This window comes from Pandoraea pnomenusa (genome assembly GCF_040391475.1).
Classification (GTDB): Bacteria; Pseudomonadota; Gammaproteobacteria; order Burkholderiales; family Burkholderiaceae; genus Pandoraea; species Pandoraea pnomenusa_C.
In genome coordinates, this window is the sequence record NZ_JBEBXS010000006.1 from 164,197 (window position 1) to 178,734 (window position 14,538).

Annotated in this window: 7 protein-coding genes; all 7 read right to left on the bottom strand. The window is 64.3% G+C overall.

Going from position 1 to position 14,538, the window contains the following annotated elements:
- Positions 1–4 precede the first annotated feature (4 nt).
- Positions 5–1,993 carry a branched-chain amino acid ABC transporter ATP-binding protein/permease gene (locus ABWO90_RS09020; RefSeq protein WP_353190872.1) on the bottom strand — a complete coding sequence of 663 codons (1,989 nt, stop codon included), beginning with the start codon at positions 1,991–1,993 and terminating at the stop codon, positions 5–7.
- A gap of 2 nt (positions 1,994–1,995) precedes the next feature.
- The gene (locus tag ABWO90_RS09025; RefSeq protein ID WP_353190873.1) at positions 1,996–2,874 is read right to left on the bottom strand and encodes a branched-chain amino acid ABC transporter permease; all 879 of its coding nucleotides are present in this window, start codon (positions 2,872–2,874) and stop codon (positions 1,996–1,998) included.
- Between the two features lie 222 nt (positions 2,875–3,096).
- Positions 3,097–4,314 (bottom strand): ABC transporter substrate-binding protein, encoded by a 1,218-nt coding sequence (locus tag ABWO90_RS09030; protein WP_353190874.1) that lies wholly within the window; start codon positions 4,312–4,314, stop codon positions 3,097–3,099.
- Positions 4,315–4,705: 391 nt separating this feature from the next.
- Positions 4,706–8,449, bottom strand: coding sequence for an FtsK/SpoIIIE family DNA translocase (locus tag ABWO90_RS09035; protein WP_502922577.1), 3,744 nt, complete (start codon positions 8,447–8,449; stop codon positions 4,706–4,708).
- A 307-nt stretch (positions 8,450–8,756) separates the two neighbouring features.
- A complete protein-coding gene (locus tag ABWO90_RS09040; RefSeq protein ID WP_353190876.1) occupies positions 8,757–9,779 on the bottom strand; it encodes a hypothetical protein in 1,023 nt (340 codons plus the stop codon).
- Positions 9,780–10,233: 454 nt separating this feature from the next.
- Positions 10,234–13,251 (bottom strand): putative bifunctional diguanylate cyclase/phosphodiesterase, encoded by a 3,018-nt coding sequence (locus tag ABWO90_RS09045; RefSeq protein ID WP_353190877.1) that lies wholly within the window; start codon positions 13,249–13,251, stop codon positions 10,234–10,236.
- Positions 13,252–13,469: 218 nt separating this feature from the next.
- On the bottom strand, positions 13,470–14,354 hold the full coding sequence (locus ABWO90_RS09050; RefSeq protein WP_353190878.1) for an N-acyl amino acid synthase FeeM domain-containing protein: 885 nt from the start codon (positions 14,352–14,354) through the stop codon (positions 13,470–13,472).
- Between the last annotated feature and the right edge of the window lie 184 nt (positions 14,355–14,538).

Genomic DNA, 14,538 nt, shown 5'->3' on the forward strand with positions numbered 1-14,538 from the left:
GTCGTCAGTGCGTCGTCGAGGCGCCGCCCAGATACGCTTCGATCACCTTCTCGTCGGCCTGGATCTGTGCCGGCAGGCCCTCGGCGATCTTCTGCCCGAAGTCCAGCACCGACACGGTCTGGCACGTGCTCATCACCACATCCATGTGGTGTTCGATGAGGATGACCGTGATGCCGTGATCGCGAATCTTGCGAATGATGGCCAGCAACTCGCGAATATCGGGTGCCGTCAGGCCGGCGGCCGGTTCGTCGAGCAGCAGCAGACGCGGATCGAGCGCCAGTGCGCGCGCAATCTCCAGCAAGCGCTGCTTGCCGTACGGCAGGTTGCGCGCCTCTTCGTCGGCGAGCAACGACAGCCCCACGAAGTCGAGCAGTCGCATGGCACGCGCGCGTGCCCCGTCCTCCTCGCGCTTGTAGCGCGGCAGGCGCAGCGAAACGTCGGCCAGCGTCGAATGGAACGTGTGGTGCAGACCGACCAGCACGTTCTCGAGCGCCGTCATTTCACCGAACAACTGCACGTTCTGGAACGTACGTGCCACGCCGGAGAGCGCGATGTCCGAAGACGTACGCCCGGCGATCGATTGCCCGGCGAACTCGATGCTGCCCGCCGTCGGCACGTAAATGCCGGTCAGCACGTTCATCATCGTGCTCTTGCCCGAGCCGTTCGGCCCGATCAGCCCGTGAATCGTGCCGCGCCTGACGATCAGGTCCACCTGGTTGAGTGCCTTCAGACCGTCGAACTGCATGAGCAGCTGGCGCACCTTGAGCAGCTCGTCCGGGCCGCTCGCGGCGGCCGTGAGCACCGGATCGCTGTGCTCGCTGGCGGATTCGTCCACTTGCGTGGCCGAGACGGTCAGCGTGCGGCGGCGATGCAGAATACGCGAGCGCAGGAAACCGATGATGCCGTCCGGCAGGTAGTACACGACGAACAGGATCATCAGACCGAAGATCGTCAGACGCCAGTCCGTGATGCTATCGCGCCACCAGGTCACCCCGGCCAGCGCAATCGTGCCGACGACCGGCACGGCGGCTTTCGCGAGTGTGGTGCGTCCCTTGGCGATGGCCGCCACGGCGACGACCGTCGTCACCGCCGCGATGATCGTGGCCACGACACGGAAGATGCTGATGTCGTCGAGCAACTGCGGCAGCAGCACGATGATCGCCGCGCCCAGCAGCGAGCCGCTGCGCGTCTTGCGGCCGCCCATGATCACGGCCAGCAGGAACAGGATCGTCAACTCGAAGTTGTACGTGTTGGGCGAAATGTACTGCTCCGAGTACGCGTAGAGGCTGCCCGCGAGACCGGCGAACCCGGCGCTGATCACGAACGCATAGACCTTGTAGCGATACACCGACACGCCCATACAGTCCGACGCCACCGGCGAATCGCGCAGCGCTTCGAAGGCGCGTCCGAGGTGCGACTTCAGGATCCGGTGCGCCACGAGCATGCTCACCAGCAGCAGCACGGCCACGATCCAGTAGTACTCGACTTCGTCGATCGGATGCCCGCCGATGATCGGCTTCGAGAGCTTGATCCCCATCGGTCCGGACGTCAGGAAGTCCATCTCGTTGATGAGAATCTGGATGATCGTGCCGAAGGCCAGCGTCACCATCGCCAGATACGGGCCGATCACGCGCAATGCCGGCAAGGCAAGCACCGCACCGAACGCCGCCGTCACCAGAATGGCCGCCGGCAACGCGAGCCAGAGCGTCAGTCCGAGCTTGGCGAAAAACACACCCGCCACGTAGGCACCAATGCCGAACAGGCCGGCATGGCCCAGCGACACCTGCCCGGTGTAACCCACGACGATGTCCAGCCCGAAGAGCAGGATCGCGTAGATCATGATCGTCTCGATCATGTGGATGTAGTACGGATTGCTGACGGCAACGGGGAAGCCGAACAACGCGACAATCGCCACGATCGCTGCGAGCTTCGTGGTCACGCGGATACTGCCGACGTTGCCGGTACCGCGCGCTTGAGTAGTCTGTGCGGTCATGGTTACACCTTCTTGATGGCGGTCTTGCCGAACAGGCCCGCCGGCTTCACGGCCAGCACAAGCAGCAGCAGTACGAGACCCGGCACGTCCTTGTAGCCGGTCGAGATGTAGAACGCCGTGGTCGTCTCGGCCACGCCGAGGATCACGCCGCCCACGAGCACGCCCATGCCGCTCGACAGACCGCCGATGATCGCGACCGCGAACGCCTTGAGGCCGAGCACGGCCCCCATCGTGGCGCCGGTCAGCGTCAGCGGCGCGACCAGCACGCCCGCAAAGGCGGCGGCCATCGACGACAACGCGTACGAGAACGTGATCACCAGACTCGTGTTGATGCCCATGAGACCCGCCGCATCGCGGTCGTTGGCCGTAGCCACCACCGCCTTGCCGTAGATCGATCGACGGTTGAAGAACTCGACGGCCGCCATCATGAGCAGTGCGCCCACGACCACGAGCAGCTCCATCGGCAGCACGTTCGCGCCCATCAACTGGATCGGCGATTCGGGCAGCGGCGACGGGAATTTGAGGTCGTCGCGTCCCCACAGGTTTTCCGCGACGTTTCGGAAGATGATGCCCAGCGCAATGGTGGACATGATCCAGCCGAACTCGGATTTGATGCGCAAGGCCGGTTTCACACCGATGCGCTCGACGAACGCGCCTTGCACGAGACCGAACAGGCAGACGATGGGGATCATCAGCCAGTAATTCAGCCCCAGGGTGTCGACGAGTGTCAGGCCGACCAGTGCGCCAAGCATCAGCGCTTCGCCCTGGCCGAAGTTCAGGGTGCCGGACGTCGCAAACGTCAGTTGGTAACCGAAGGCGATCACGGCGTAGATCATCCCCAGCGCGATACCGCTGTAGATGAGTTGAATCAGGATGGTCATGCGGTCCTCTCTCGCGAGTGCGAGCCTACGAGCGATGCACGGGAGGCATTCGATACGGATGCCGCGCGCCGGTCCCGCGTGCCGGCGTCTGGCCCGAGTGTGGCAACGGCGCGCGTGCTGCGCCCGGACGCCCCGTTGCCAGGGGCCCGGATCGCAGGCGGCGCGCGCCGTCGCTCACTCGTCATGGCTGCTCGTTCAACTTTGCAGCGCAGCCGGTGCGGCTTACTTGGAGGCCGTCTTCTCGCGGACCTTGCTGCCAGCCTTCAGGTCGGTGTCGTACGCGTACACCACACGGCCACCCTTCACTTCGCCGAACACCGGAATGTTGGCGGTGATGGCGTCGTGATCGTCGTGCGTGAACGGACGATCATAGGTCGTGACCACGCCTTCGACCGGTGCCTTCAGGTCTTCGAGGGCGGCGCGCACCTTCGGACCATCGGTCGTGCCGGCCTGCTTGATGGCCGCGGCCAGCAGGTAGATCGAGTCATAGCCCTGCGCTGCCGAAACCGCCGAGTCGATGCGATTGTTCTTCGGCTTGAACATGGCAAGGTAGGCGTCGATGAAGGCCTTGCGCTTGGGCGTGTTCGGCTCCTGGATGAACGTCTGCGGCATACGCGCGCCTTCGCCGTTTGCCCCCGAGTTGTCGATGTAGTTGGCCATCGCCAGCGTCCAGCTACCCACGATCGGCAGCTTCCAGCCCAGCTTGCCCATGCCGTTGGCGATCTGCGCCAGTTCCGGGCCGATACCGTACGTCAGGATCACGTCGGCGCCGGCTTGCTTGGCCTTGAGCAACTGGGCCGTCATGTCGACGTCCTTGATGTTGAACTTCTCGACGGCGACCGGCGTGATGCCCTTCGCCTTAAGCGCCTTCTCCAGATCCTCGCGACCGAGCTGACCGTAATTGGTCGAGTCGGCGAGAATGGCCGGCTTCTTGAAGCCACGGCGCGTAATCGCTTCTTCCACGATCATCGGCGCCTGGATGCTGTCCTTGGCGGCGTTGCGGAAGACGTAGTTATCGGGGTACTGGGGCGGCTTGAACTGGTCGGTAATGACCGTACCCGTTGCCACGTTGTTGAACACCGGAATCTTGGCGTCCTGATAGAAACGCTGCGAAGCGAGCGCCACACCGGTGTTGATGTAACCGACGGTCGCGACCACCTTTTCCTTGTTGATCAGTTCCTGCGCCACTTGCACGCCGCGCTCGTTCTTGGCTTCTTCGTCGCGCTCGACCAGCTGGATCTGACGGCCGAGCACACCGCCCGACTTGTTGATCTCGGCAGCCGCCAGCCGCACGCCGTCGCGCATGGACACGCCCATCGACGACGAGCCGCCGGTGAACGGGCCGGACACGCCGATCTTGATCGGGTCGGCCGCGATGGCAACCGTTGCGGACAAGGCGAACGCCACAGCGCCGGCCATGAGTTTGAATCGGAATTGCATAAGGGTCTCCTTCGGTGCGATGCGTTTCGGTATGACGCTTTTCTGTTGCGATTTCCTGATGTCGCAGGCCCTGCCGAGGATGCGCAATTCACGAGATGTCCTAGCCCCGCCGTACCGCCCCGGTTTTGCATTTTCGTGTCAGGGCGATACCGTAAATCACGCTTCGAACGACCAACCTAGCGCGCCGATTATGTGATCGCTGAGTTTCGCCCGCAAAGGCGGGAATACCCCTACCAAGACGCGGGTTTACGCGTCGCTATCGCCAATTGGCGCGGGTTTCCAAGCGATTTGGCGGCACGCGCCTTGTACGGCGCGTGTCTGGACATCGGCACGGAGTGCCAAAGAGTTCGACTCGTTCAGCGGGTCGTAAGGTAGATGTAAGCGATGGCGATTAGTCGCCCGGCGCGACGACTTCGCGCGCGCCGTTGCGGCCCATCGGCGTCACGAGACCGGCCGCTTCCATCTGCTCGATGAGACGGGCCGCGCGGTTGTAGCCGATACGCAGTTGACGCTGCACTGCGGAAATCGACGCACGCCGCGAGTTGAGCACGAAGGCGGCGGCTTCGTCGTACAGCGGATCGGCCTCGGCATCGCCCGACGCATCGCCGAACAGATCACCCGCAGCGCCCTCACCCGGATCGCCCGCAAGGATGGCTTCGTCGTAATCCGGCTCGCCGTACTGCTGCCAATGCTGCACCACACGATGCACTTCGTCGTCCGCCACAAACGCGCCATGCACGCGTTGCGGGTAACCCGTGCCCGGCGGCAGGAACAGCATGTCGCCCTGCCCGAGCAGCGATTCAGCGCCCATCTGGTCGAGAATCGTGCGCGAGTCGATCTTCGACGACACCTGGAACGCTACCCGCGTGGGAATGTTCGCCTTGATGAGACCGGTGATGACATCGACCGACGGACGTTGCGTCGCCAGGATCAGGTGAATGCCTGCGGCACGCGCCTTCTGCGCAAGACGCGCGATCAGTTCTTCGATCTTCTTGCCTGCCACCATCATCAGGTCGGCCAGCTCGTCGATGACCACGACGATGAACGGCAAGCGATCGAGCGGCTCCGGCGCGTCTGGCGTCAGCGAGAACGGGTTGCTGACCTTCTCGCCCGCCGCATGGGCAGCGTCGATCTTGTCGTTGTAGCCTGCGAGATTGCGAACGCCGAGCGCCGACATCAGGCGGTAGCGCTTCTCCATCTCCCCGACGCACCAGTTCAGGGCGTGGGCCGCCTGCTTCATGTCGGTCACGACCGGCGCGAGCAAATGCGGGATACCGCCGTAGACCGACAGCTCCAGCATCTTCGGATCGATCATGATGAGCCGCACGTCGTCCGGCGTCGCCTTGTAGAGCAACGACAGGATCATGGCGTTGACGGCCACCGACTTGCCCGAGCCGGTCGTGCCGGCCACCAGCAAATGCGGGGCACGCGCGAGATCGGCCACGACGGGTTCGCCCGTGATGTCCTTGCCCATCGCCAGCGCCAGATGCGATCGGTGCGCGTCGAACACCGGCGCCGTGAGAATCTCCGACAGACGAATCATCTGCCGCTGGGCATTCGGTAGCTCGAGCCCCATACAGGTCTTGCCGGGAATCGTCTCGACTACGCGGATCGAGGTAACGCCAAGTGCGCGCGCCAGGTCCTTCATCAGGCCCACGACCTGCGCACCGCGCACCCCGACCGCCGGCTCGACTTCGAAACGCGTGATGACCGGGCCCGCCGACGCGCCGACGACCGTCACCGGCACCTTGAATTCGGCCAGGCGCTGCTCGATCAACTGGCTCACAGCGGCCAGCGCGTCGTCGGAGACAACGTTGGCCACATCCTGCGCCGTGGCGGGCGACAACAGGTCGAGCGACGGCAGGTCGTAATCGATCGCAACGCGCGGGGGCGGCAGTTCGTAGGGCGTATCGGCCGTGAAGGCGGCCTGAACCGGTTCCGCTGCCGAAGCGGCAAACGAGGGAATGGACGGGATGGCCGTCGACGGCGTGAACGCCGGCATCGATAGTGCAGGCACCACGACGGGTGCCGGTGCGGCCAGTGAAGCCGGTGGCGCGATGCCGCTATCGAAGTCGTCGTGAGCAGACGACGCTTCGTCGGCGCGCGACCACGTTCCATCGGCGCGGATGACGTAATGCGGCTTCGACATCGCGTCCATCGCCATTGGCGCATCGGTTGCGTCAACGGCGTGCGCCCATTGCGCGACTTCGGCTGCGTCCGACATGTCCGAAACGCCAAGTACGTCAGACATGGTCGAAACGTCTGCCGGCTCCGGCAATTGCGGCGTTTGCGGTGCTTCCGTCAATGGAGACACGTCCGGAAGCACTTCCAAAGGCGTTTGCGTTGCCAGTGGCACGTCCGCAGTGTCAGCCAGCACCGGACTCGGCATCGGTATATGCGATTCGCTGGCGCGTACGTCGATGGCCTCGACAGCTTCGACGCTTCCCAACACATCCGCGAAAACAAATGGGCTCGGGGGGGACAGCGGCGCTGGCGCAGGTGCCGGTGCCGGTGCCGGTGCCGGTGCCGGTGCCGGTGCCGGTACCACCTGTGACGTCACCGCAATATTCGCCGGCGGTTCAATCGCCATTTCGGTGTGCACCACTTCGTCAAACGGCGTGTCGCCGATGCCGATGGCGGGAGCCAACTCGATCGACGTATCCAACGATTCGGGAACGCCCGCGGACGTCGCCGCCGAGGCATCGACAGGCTGTGTAGCATCGGACGACGTCCAGTCGCGCAAGTCGCGCAGCAACGCTTGCGCCTCTTCGCGCAACGCCGCCAAGGCCTTCGCCCGCGCCTGTTCCGCCAGTTCGGCAGCGCGCGCCGCTTCCTGTTGCGCCAACATTTCCGGCGTCGGTGCGGGCGGCAGGACGTCCATCTCGGCAGGCTTCACCGACAGATCGACGGGCGAAAACTCGGCAAAATCGGAAGACAGCGGTGTCGCCGCATCGGTTGCCGACCACATGGCGGCGCCGCGAATGGCCGACGAAGCGGCCCTGGCTGTCGTCGCATTCGACAATTCGGCTGTTGTGCGCGACGGCGCGACACCATCGGCGACGGCGGCAGGCGTTGACTGCCCATCGTCCAGACGCGGCGCCATGGGAGGGGCACCTCGCGGCGGCACATCCTCCAGGCCAAGCTGCGGCTTGCGGAACGGACTGTGAACGATCGTGCCGCGCAGGTGCGCGGGTGCCATGCCCACCGGGCGACGATAGCCCGTCGCACCGGGGATCGATGTCGAATGCAATGGGTCGGCAGTGGCCGTCGCATTGACGGCTGCGGGTGCCGGCGCGCTCGACGCCGACGGTGCGCTGCGAGGTGCAGCCGGCGGCACGCCCCTCGCCTCGCGCGGCGCCAGCCCCGGCTCGGCACGCACGAATTCGCTCATGCCCAATGCGTCACCACGGTGGCTGCCTGATGCGTAGGAACCTCGTGGCGACACGACACGCGCGCCGAGGGCATTCGTGGTTGCGGCGCCAGCGGACGCAGCCACTGCCGCTGCGGCCACCGCAGCGCCGTTGCGTCCAACGGAAGTCCCCTTGCCTGCCGGACGTGCGCCCAGACCGTTGGAACCGTTCGGACCGTGACTTGCCGGCGTGAAGGACGGCTCGGCACGCGGCGCGCCGCGCGTCGTCAGTGGCGGCGGCTGCATGGCGTCGAGCCGGGCGCGTTCTTCATCGGACAACTTCCAGCGCGGTTGCGCTGCCAGTCCGCGACGGCGCGGGACGGGCTCTTCGGTGAGACTGCCGACGTTGTGATGCCCTTGTCCGAGGGTCGGTGTGAATCGTTCACCGCGTTCACCGCGTTCGGCGCGTTCACTCGTATCGAAGGACATTTGCGACAAACCACGCGCGGGCTCGCGGCGACTGCTGTCGAAGCGCGGCGTATGCGACGATGCTTCCGCATCGTCATCCGCTGGGCGGGTGCGCGTGAACATGCCCCACCAGGTGGTGCCGAAGACCAATGGCAGCGAGAAGAGAAGGACGAACCCTGCAACGCCCATCGCGAGCGTGCCGCCCAGTGAGACGCTCAAGCCGTGGGAAAGGGATTGGCCGACGCTGCCGCCTGCAGCGGTGCTGTCGCCGCCCGTGAGCGCGGCGAGCGTCGCGCTCGAGACGACAGCGAGGGGCACGCCAAGCAGCATACGGAGGGTGCCGGGGCCGAAGATACGTATCTCACCGCCAAGCAGACCCCGTACGCCAGGCCAGCACAGTGCCAGCAACCAAAACGTCGACAGTCCGAACCAGCCAAACCCCATAATCGCTCATGCTTCAGGAAAACCCGGAGTGCGATTGTAGCAGGTCGACCACCGCTGGAGGCCCTATTGGTAAGGTCTTTGCGTGCTTGGCAACGCCCTTGAGGGCACCGGCGGGCGCCGGTGCCGGACACCGTCGTGTCGAGAGACGATTTCTCGCGACGGAATTCGCCGCGATCCGTCGTCAGGCGTGACCGTGGGTGCCGGTCGGGCGCAGCACTGGCGACGCCTCGGTGCCGGCATGTCCGACCGTGGCGTTCGACACCGCTTCGTCCGGCTGGACGAGGCTCAGGTTGCGACGGCGCAGCGAGCGCCAGTCGACCTTCGCGAAGATGTCCTCACCGAGCGCGCTGACACTCGAGAGGTTCTCGACGCTCACGCCGCGAGCGCGCAAGACGCCCGCTGCGTGACGGAAGGACGGCTCGATGAGATCGGCGAATTCGGCGTCGAGGCGCGTCGGCGCCCGCGACTGCATGGTCTCGTAGAAGCGCGGCGTTTGCGATGCGTCGCGCAGATCCACGCCATGCAAATAAAGTTCGGTGAAACCCAGCCACGTTGCGACCTGCAGTGCGAAGTACGCCACCGTACCGCCGTGGAAGAAACCGTTGTCGATATCAAAGCTGAAGCCCAGCCGACCCTCGTCACCCAGGAACGCCGAACTCGCGGCGATTCGGCCATTGGCCCGCAGCGAGGCAGGCGTGCTGGCGGCCTCCATGCCACGCTTGAAGATGTCGTCCACCAGATAGAAACGGCAGCCGAACGCCGACATCGGGAACATCTCGAGCAAGCGAGCGAGTACCACGGGCGTCACGAACAGCACCAGGTCACGCGACACGATCCGACGTGCGAGATCCGGGCGCTGACGCACGAAGCCCGCGTCGAGAATGCAGTAGTAGTTGAACTTGACCGGTGCGCGATCGGTCAGCGCGATGGCCCCGTTCACCCCCATGACGTGGTGCATCGGCAGCGCATCGTAATCGATGTCCGCGATCGAGGGGCCGCTGGCAATAACGTGGCAGGCGAAGCGGCGCAAGCGCTGCAGCTCGGCACGACGCGCCAACGGCACGTCGCGACCACGCCACGTGAAACGTTCGATGACGCCCGTGGCATCGCGCTGGATGCGCGCGTACGGCCACAGCCGTTCGTTATGCCGCCACTTTGCCGAATGGCTATGGCGGTAAACGAGTTTCAGAAGGGTCGAGATCATTGTCTTTGTTCTGGTTAGGTCATCTGGTTCCGCCGCGCCCATCGTGTCGATGTCGTCGGTCCTAACCCCGTTGCTCTTCGCATGCCGGTCTTTCGCCGGGCGTGCAGCAAGCCTTGTCGAATCTCGTGTTTCCCCCCGTACGTGGAAACGGCTCGCTGAGGCATGGAGACTTTCCTCCATCACGTCGATGGTCAGATTCTGCCACCCGAGCTTCGCTGCGGACAAGATTTATTCCAAATGGAATTCTTACTTCGAGTTACGTCCCGATGACAGAAAAAAAGAAAATCCTTGACGCCGAAACGCCCTATCCATGCGGGTTTTCAGCGAATCACACGCTATCGGGAGGTGTCGGAATGGAAATCTGAAGGGAAATACAGCATTGCGGAAAATGCCCACAATTCGCGGCCAGATTGCCGATTGATGTGGCCTGCGAGCAGAAGCGCAACCTTGCGCGTCAGTGCAACGCGGTACTGCCGCCCGGACGGGAATAGAAGGACTGCCCCAACTGCACGAGCAACGAGGCCAGTTGCGGATCGCGAACGAAACTCGCCGCCGAATCGGCCGCAAGAATCGCTTCGGGTGTCTGCGGACGCGCAATCAGGAAGCCCTGAACGTAGTCGACGCCAAGCTCCGAGAGCGCTTCGAGCGTAGCCGCATCCTCCACCCACTCGGCCACACTGCGAATTCCCAGATTCTTCGCCAACGCCACGATCGCTTCGACGATCGCCAGATTGGCGGGATGCGCGGCCATGCTCTTGACGAACGCGCCGTCGATCTTGATCGCGTCGACCGCGAGATCCTTGAGATAGGAAAACGAACTGAATCCGGCACCGAAGTCGTCGAGCGCGATGCGGCCGCCCAGCTGGTGGATGCGATCGACAAAGCGTCGCGTGTTGTCCAGATCGTGCAACGCCACGGTTTCCGTGATCTCGATGCACAGCAACCCGACCGCACGCTCGTGCGCCGCCAGCGTGGCAAAGATGTCCCGCACGAAGTGCTCGTCGTTGAGCGAGGCGCCCGAGAGATTCACGCACACGAAACGCGTCTTCGTCAGGCGGTCGCGATGCGTATCGATCCAGGTGAGCGTATTCGTGAGCACCCATTTGTCGATCATGCCGATGGTGCCGTTCTCCTCGGCTGCACTGATGATGCGCGAGGCCGGCACGATGTTGCCATCCGAATCGCGCATGCGCAGCAGCACCTCGAAGTTCAGCGAATCGCCAGGCGACGCCATCTCCATGATCGGCTGCATCTCGAGAAACAGCGTGTTGGGCGTGAGCCCGGCATCGAGCGCGTCGATCAGACGCAACTCGGCCAACCGCTCGCGGAATGCCGCCGCCCCCCGCTCGTACACCACCAGTTCGCGACGTCCCTTCTTCGCCTCACGGCACGCCCGGTCGGCCGACGAAATCGCGTCCGGCACGCGCATGTCGGTCGTCAATTCGATCACCCCGGCCGACGCGCGCACCTGAAACGCACGCTCGCCAATCTGATACGGCTCCCCGGCAATCGCGTCGACCAGACGCCGCGTCACGGCGGCCGCCTCCTTGATCGTCGCGTCACGGAACACCACGATGAATTCGTCGCCGCCAGTGCGCCCCACACTCTGATCGGTCGACAGACGCGCGCGCATCCGGTCGCACGCCTGACGCAGGACTTCGTCGCCGGCGGCATGCCCGAACAGGTCGTTCACCAGCTTGAATCGATCCAGATCGAGGTAGGCAAGCGCCGCCGGCCGCGAGTCCGAAAGCGTGCGGATCGCCTCGGCGAGGGCCTTCTCGATGCCGCGCCGGTTCGAAACGCCCGTCAGCGGATCGTTCTCCGCCAGATAGCGCAACTGCTCCATCGTGCGTGCACGCTCGGTGATGTCCTGCAACGACCCTTCGATGCGTCCGTCGGAGAAGATCGCCTTGACGAGATAGCGGCTCACCCGACCGTCGTCGCGCGGCAGCGAAAGGATTTCGAGCTCGGATTCGTCGCTGTGCTGGGCGACGTCGAGCAGCATGCGCCAGGTGCTCTGCCCGAAGTATTGGTCCCAGCGATAGGTGCGCCCTTCGGTATTGGGAATGCCCAGCATGGTATGCAGCGCCGCATTGCCGCGCACGAACACCCCCTGGTCGTTGAGGGTGAACAACCCGACCGGCGTCACGTCATAGGCGTTGCGCAGTTCGGTCTGCGCCTCCAGCTTGCCCTGATGCTCCACGCGCATCTGCTCGGCAATGGCCAGCGCCGCCATCAGGCTCGAGAACAGCGCGGCCGTCACGCTGTTCAGCGCGGACGACAGCGCCCGCGCATTGAACGCGGCCGCAATGACTTCGGAGAACGTGGCGAACAGCACGATGGCGAGCGACGCGCTGTACCAGATGGCCACACGCGAGCGCGTGAGCACGAGGATCCGGACCAGCAGCACGAGCACGATCGCGATGCCCAGCGCCGCCACAGCCCAGAGCACAGGGATGAAATGCGCATAAGGCAGCGCCACGGCCGCACAGCACAGCACGATCCCGGCCCATTGCAGCACCATCACCATCCAGCGCAGGCCGATGACACGCAACTCCCGCTTGAAGAGCTGCGTGAACAACGAATACGTCAGCACGTAGTAAATGGCGAAGGTCGCCTTGCGCACCAGGGCGTCCCAGTCGGTCGGGATCGCGCGCTCGAGCCATTGCGTATCGGCGCCGAGCGAGTTGGCCGCGAGACGCAGATTGCCGATCAGCCACGCGGCGAACAACACGTACAGCCATTCCTTGTTGATGATGGCGGTCACGAGCACGAAGGCCGAAAGCGTCAGCAGTCCGCCCTCCAACAGCCCGTTGCTCCGATGGAACTCTCTCTCGGAGATCCGCAGTTGCGATGCGGGCCAGGCCGTGAGCGTCAGGTGCGCAGGACCGGAAAATGTGCCTTCGCAAAGCAGTGTGACCGGCGCGACAAGATGTCCGAGATCGATGGCAAACCCCGCCTTCGAGACGCGGACCGCCCCACTCACTTCGCTGCGGTCTGCGCGACCGATCGGTGCGGCATCGGGGTTGCGCCAGCAGGCCAGCGTCTGCGCATGACGCGACGGGAATTCGATGACCGTGGTCTCGGCGTCACCCACGGGCGGCACGGTCACACGGAACCACACCGGCGCCTCGGACAAATGCGTACTGAATTGATGCACGGCAGGGATGCGCTCGAGCGAGCCCTGAACCATCGGCGGGCCGAACGTCGCGGGCACATCGCCGAGCGCCTGGAAGCTCAACGGCGTTGCGCCGCGCACGGCGTATTGACTCTCCTGGAAGAACAGCACGATTCCCGAGAGCAACATGATGGCTGCGGGAACGGCATACAGGGAAATGCTGCGGAAGAGTTCGTCGAGCCGCGCAGTGATACGCCAACGGCGTCGCGTACCGGTCAGCTCAGCCAACTCGTCGGCGAATTCGTTTGTGTTACGGCCGTGATCGTCACGCTGGTTGCCGAGTTCCCCCGCCATATGACTCTTGTGCCCTTATCTCATAGGTAGCCCCCGATTTGGCTCCCGGGCAAGGCGCGAAACTCGGCTCGCCTTGCCGGCCGGGCCTGCCCTGTCCCGTGCCGCCGGAGGCCCGGCCGGCACGGGCAGGTGTCTCTCGCCCGTACTGCGCGTTACCTCCGTCACCGCGAAATGCATGGCTCGCGAGCGACGGGATAACGTTAGTTCGAATAACGGCATTACACAGCCAGGCTGTAGCCTGTTGTTACGCATCGTACCTCGTCGGCACCAAAAGATAAATCCCGCAAATGCGCGCCAACACTAGCTTCAACCGGCGATACCCCGTCGCCATCCGTTCCTTTGCGTACGTCACCCATGTCCGGCAACCCGAGTCGCAGGTCGGGGTGATGTGTGAGGCACATATAGGCGAACAACGGATGCCCTGCGGCTTGCCAGCGCGTGCGAGCCTGTGCAACGTCGAGTGCCAGCACCCGGTGCCCGATGCCGCCGACATGTGCCATCGGGATCAGCGACTGTGAAGGGAAAACGTCGACGAACATCAGCGCTTCGTACTGCCGATGCAACGGCGGGCGCGCAGTGATGACCATCCAGTCGATGCCGGACAGCAGGCAGTACTGATAGAACGCCTTGAACAGCGCGGTCTTCACCACACGCCCGACGGGGCCGGCCACGACACCCAGACGCGTTGCCTCTGCCAGCGCGGCGCTGTCCAGCCATGCGGGCAGCGGCACCGAATCCTCGAGATGCAACGGCGCGAACCGATTGGTCTGAATGCGCATGGTGCCCAGTACTGCGCCGTCGAGTCGCGCACGGGCCACGAGCACGACGGCGCCCGGCTCGCGGTCACTGTCTTCGGGCTCGCTCAGCGTGGCGGCGAGTTCCGGCAGGTGACGCCCATAGGCGGCCTGACGCATGGACACGGCGTCGCGCAACGCTGCCTCGTCGCTCGCAATCGTGACGGTGAACGGCAGACGCTCCTCGTGCAAGGTGGCGAGATCCGGTGCCGCAATGGGGGTCGTCGAGGGAGGAAAATGGCCATCGCCGACCGGCCGGTCGGCTTCCGTAATGGAAAGGACGTCGGAGGCTTTTGCAAGGTCAAACATGATTGACACTCCTTAAGGTCAATAGAGGGCTGGTGCCATGTCCGGGCGTTCCCGCCGGTGCATCGCACAATGCCTTTCTTGATCCGCCGAAGCGAAGTGTCAAGTGCTTATTTTTGCTAGCTTTTTCACAATTTCATGGGGCGCTATCCGAGTCGTGCAAGACCGTTCGCCGCCAGCACCCGGG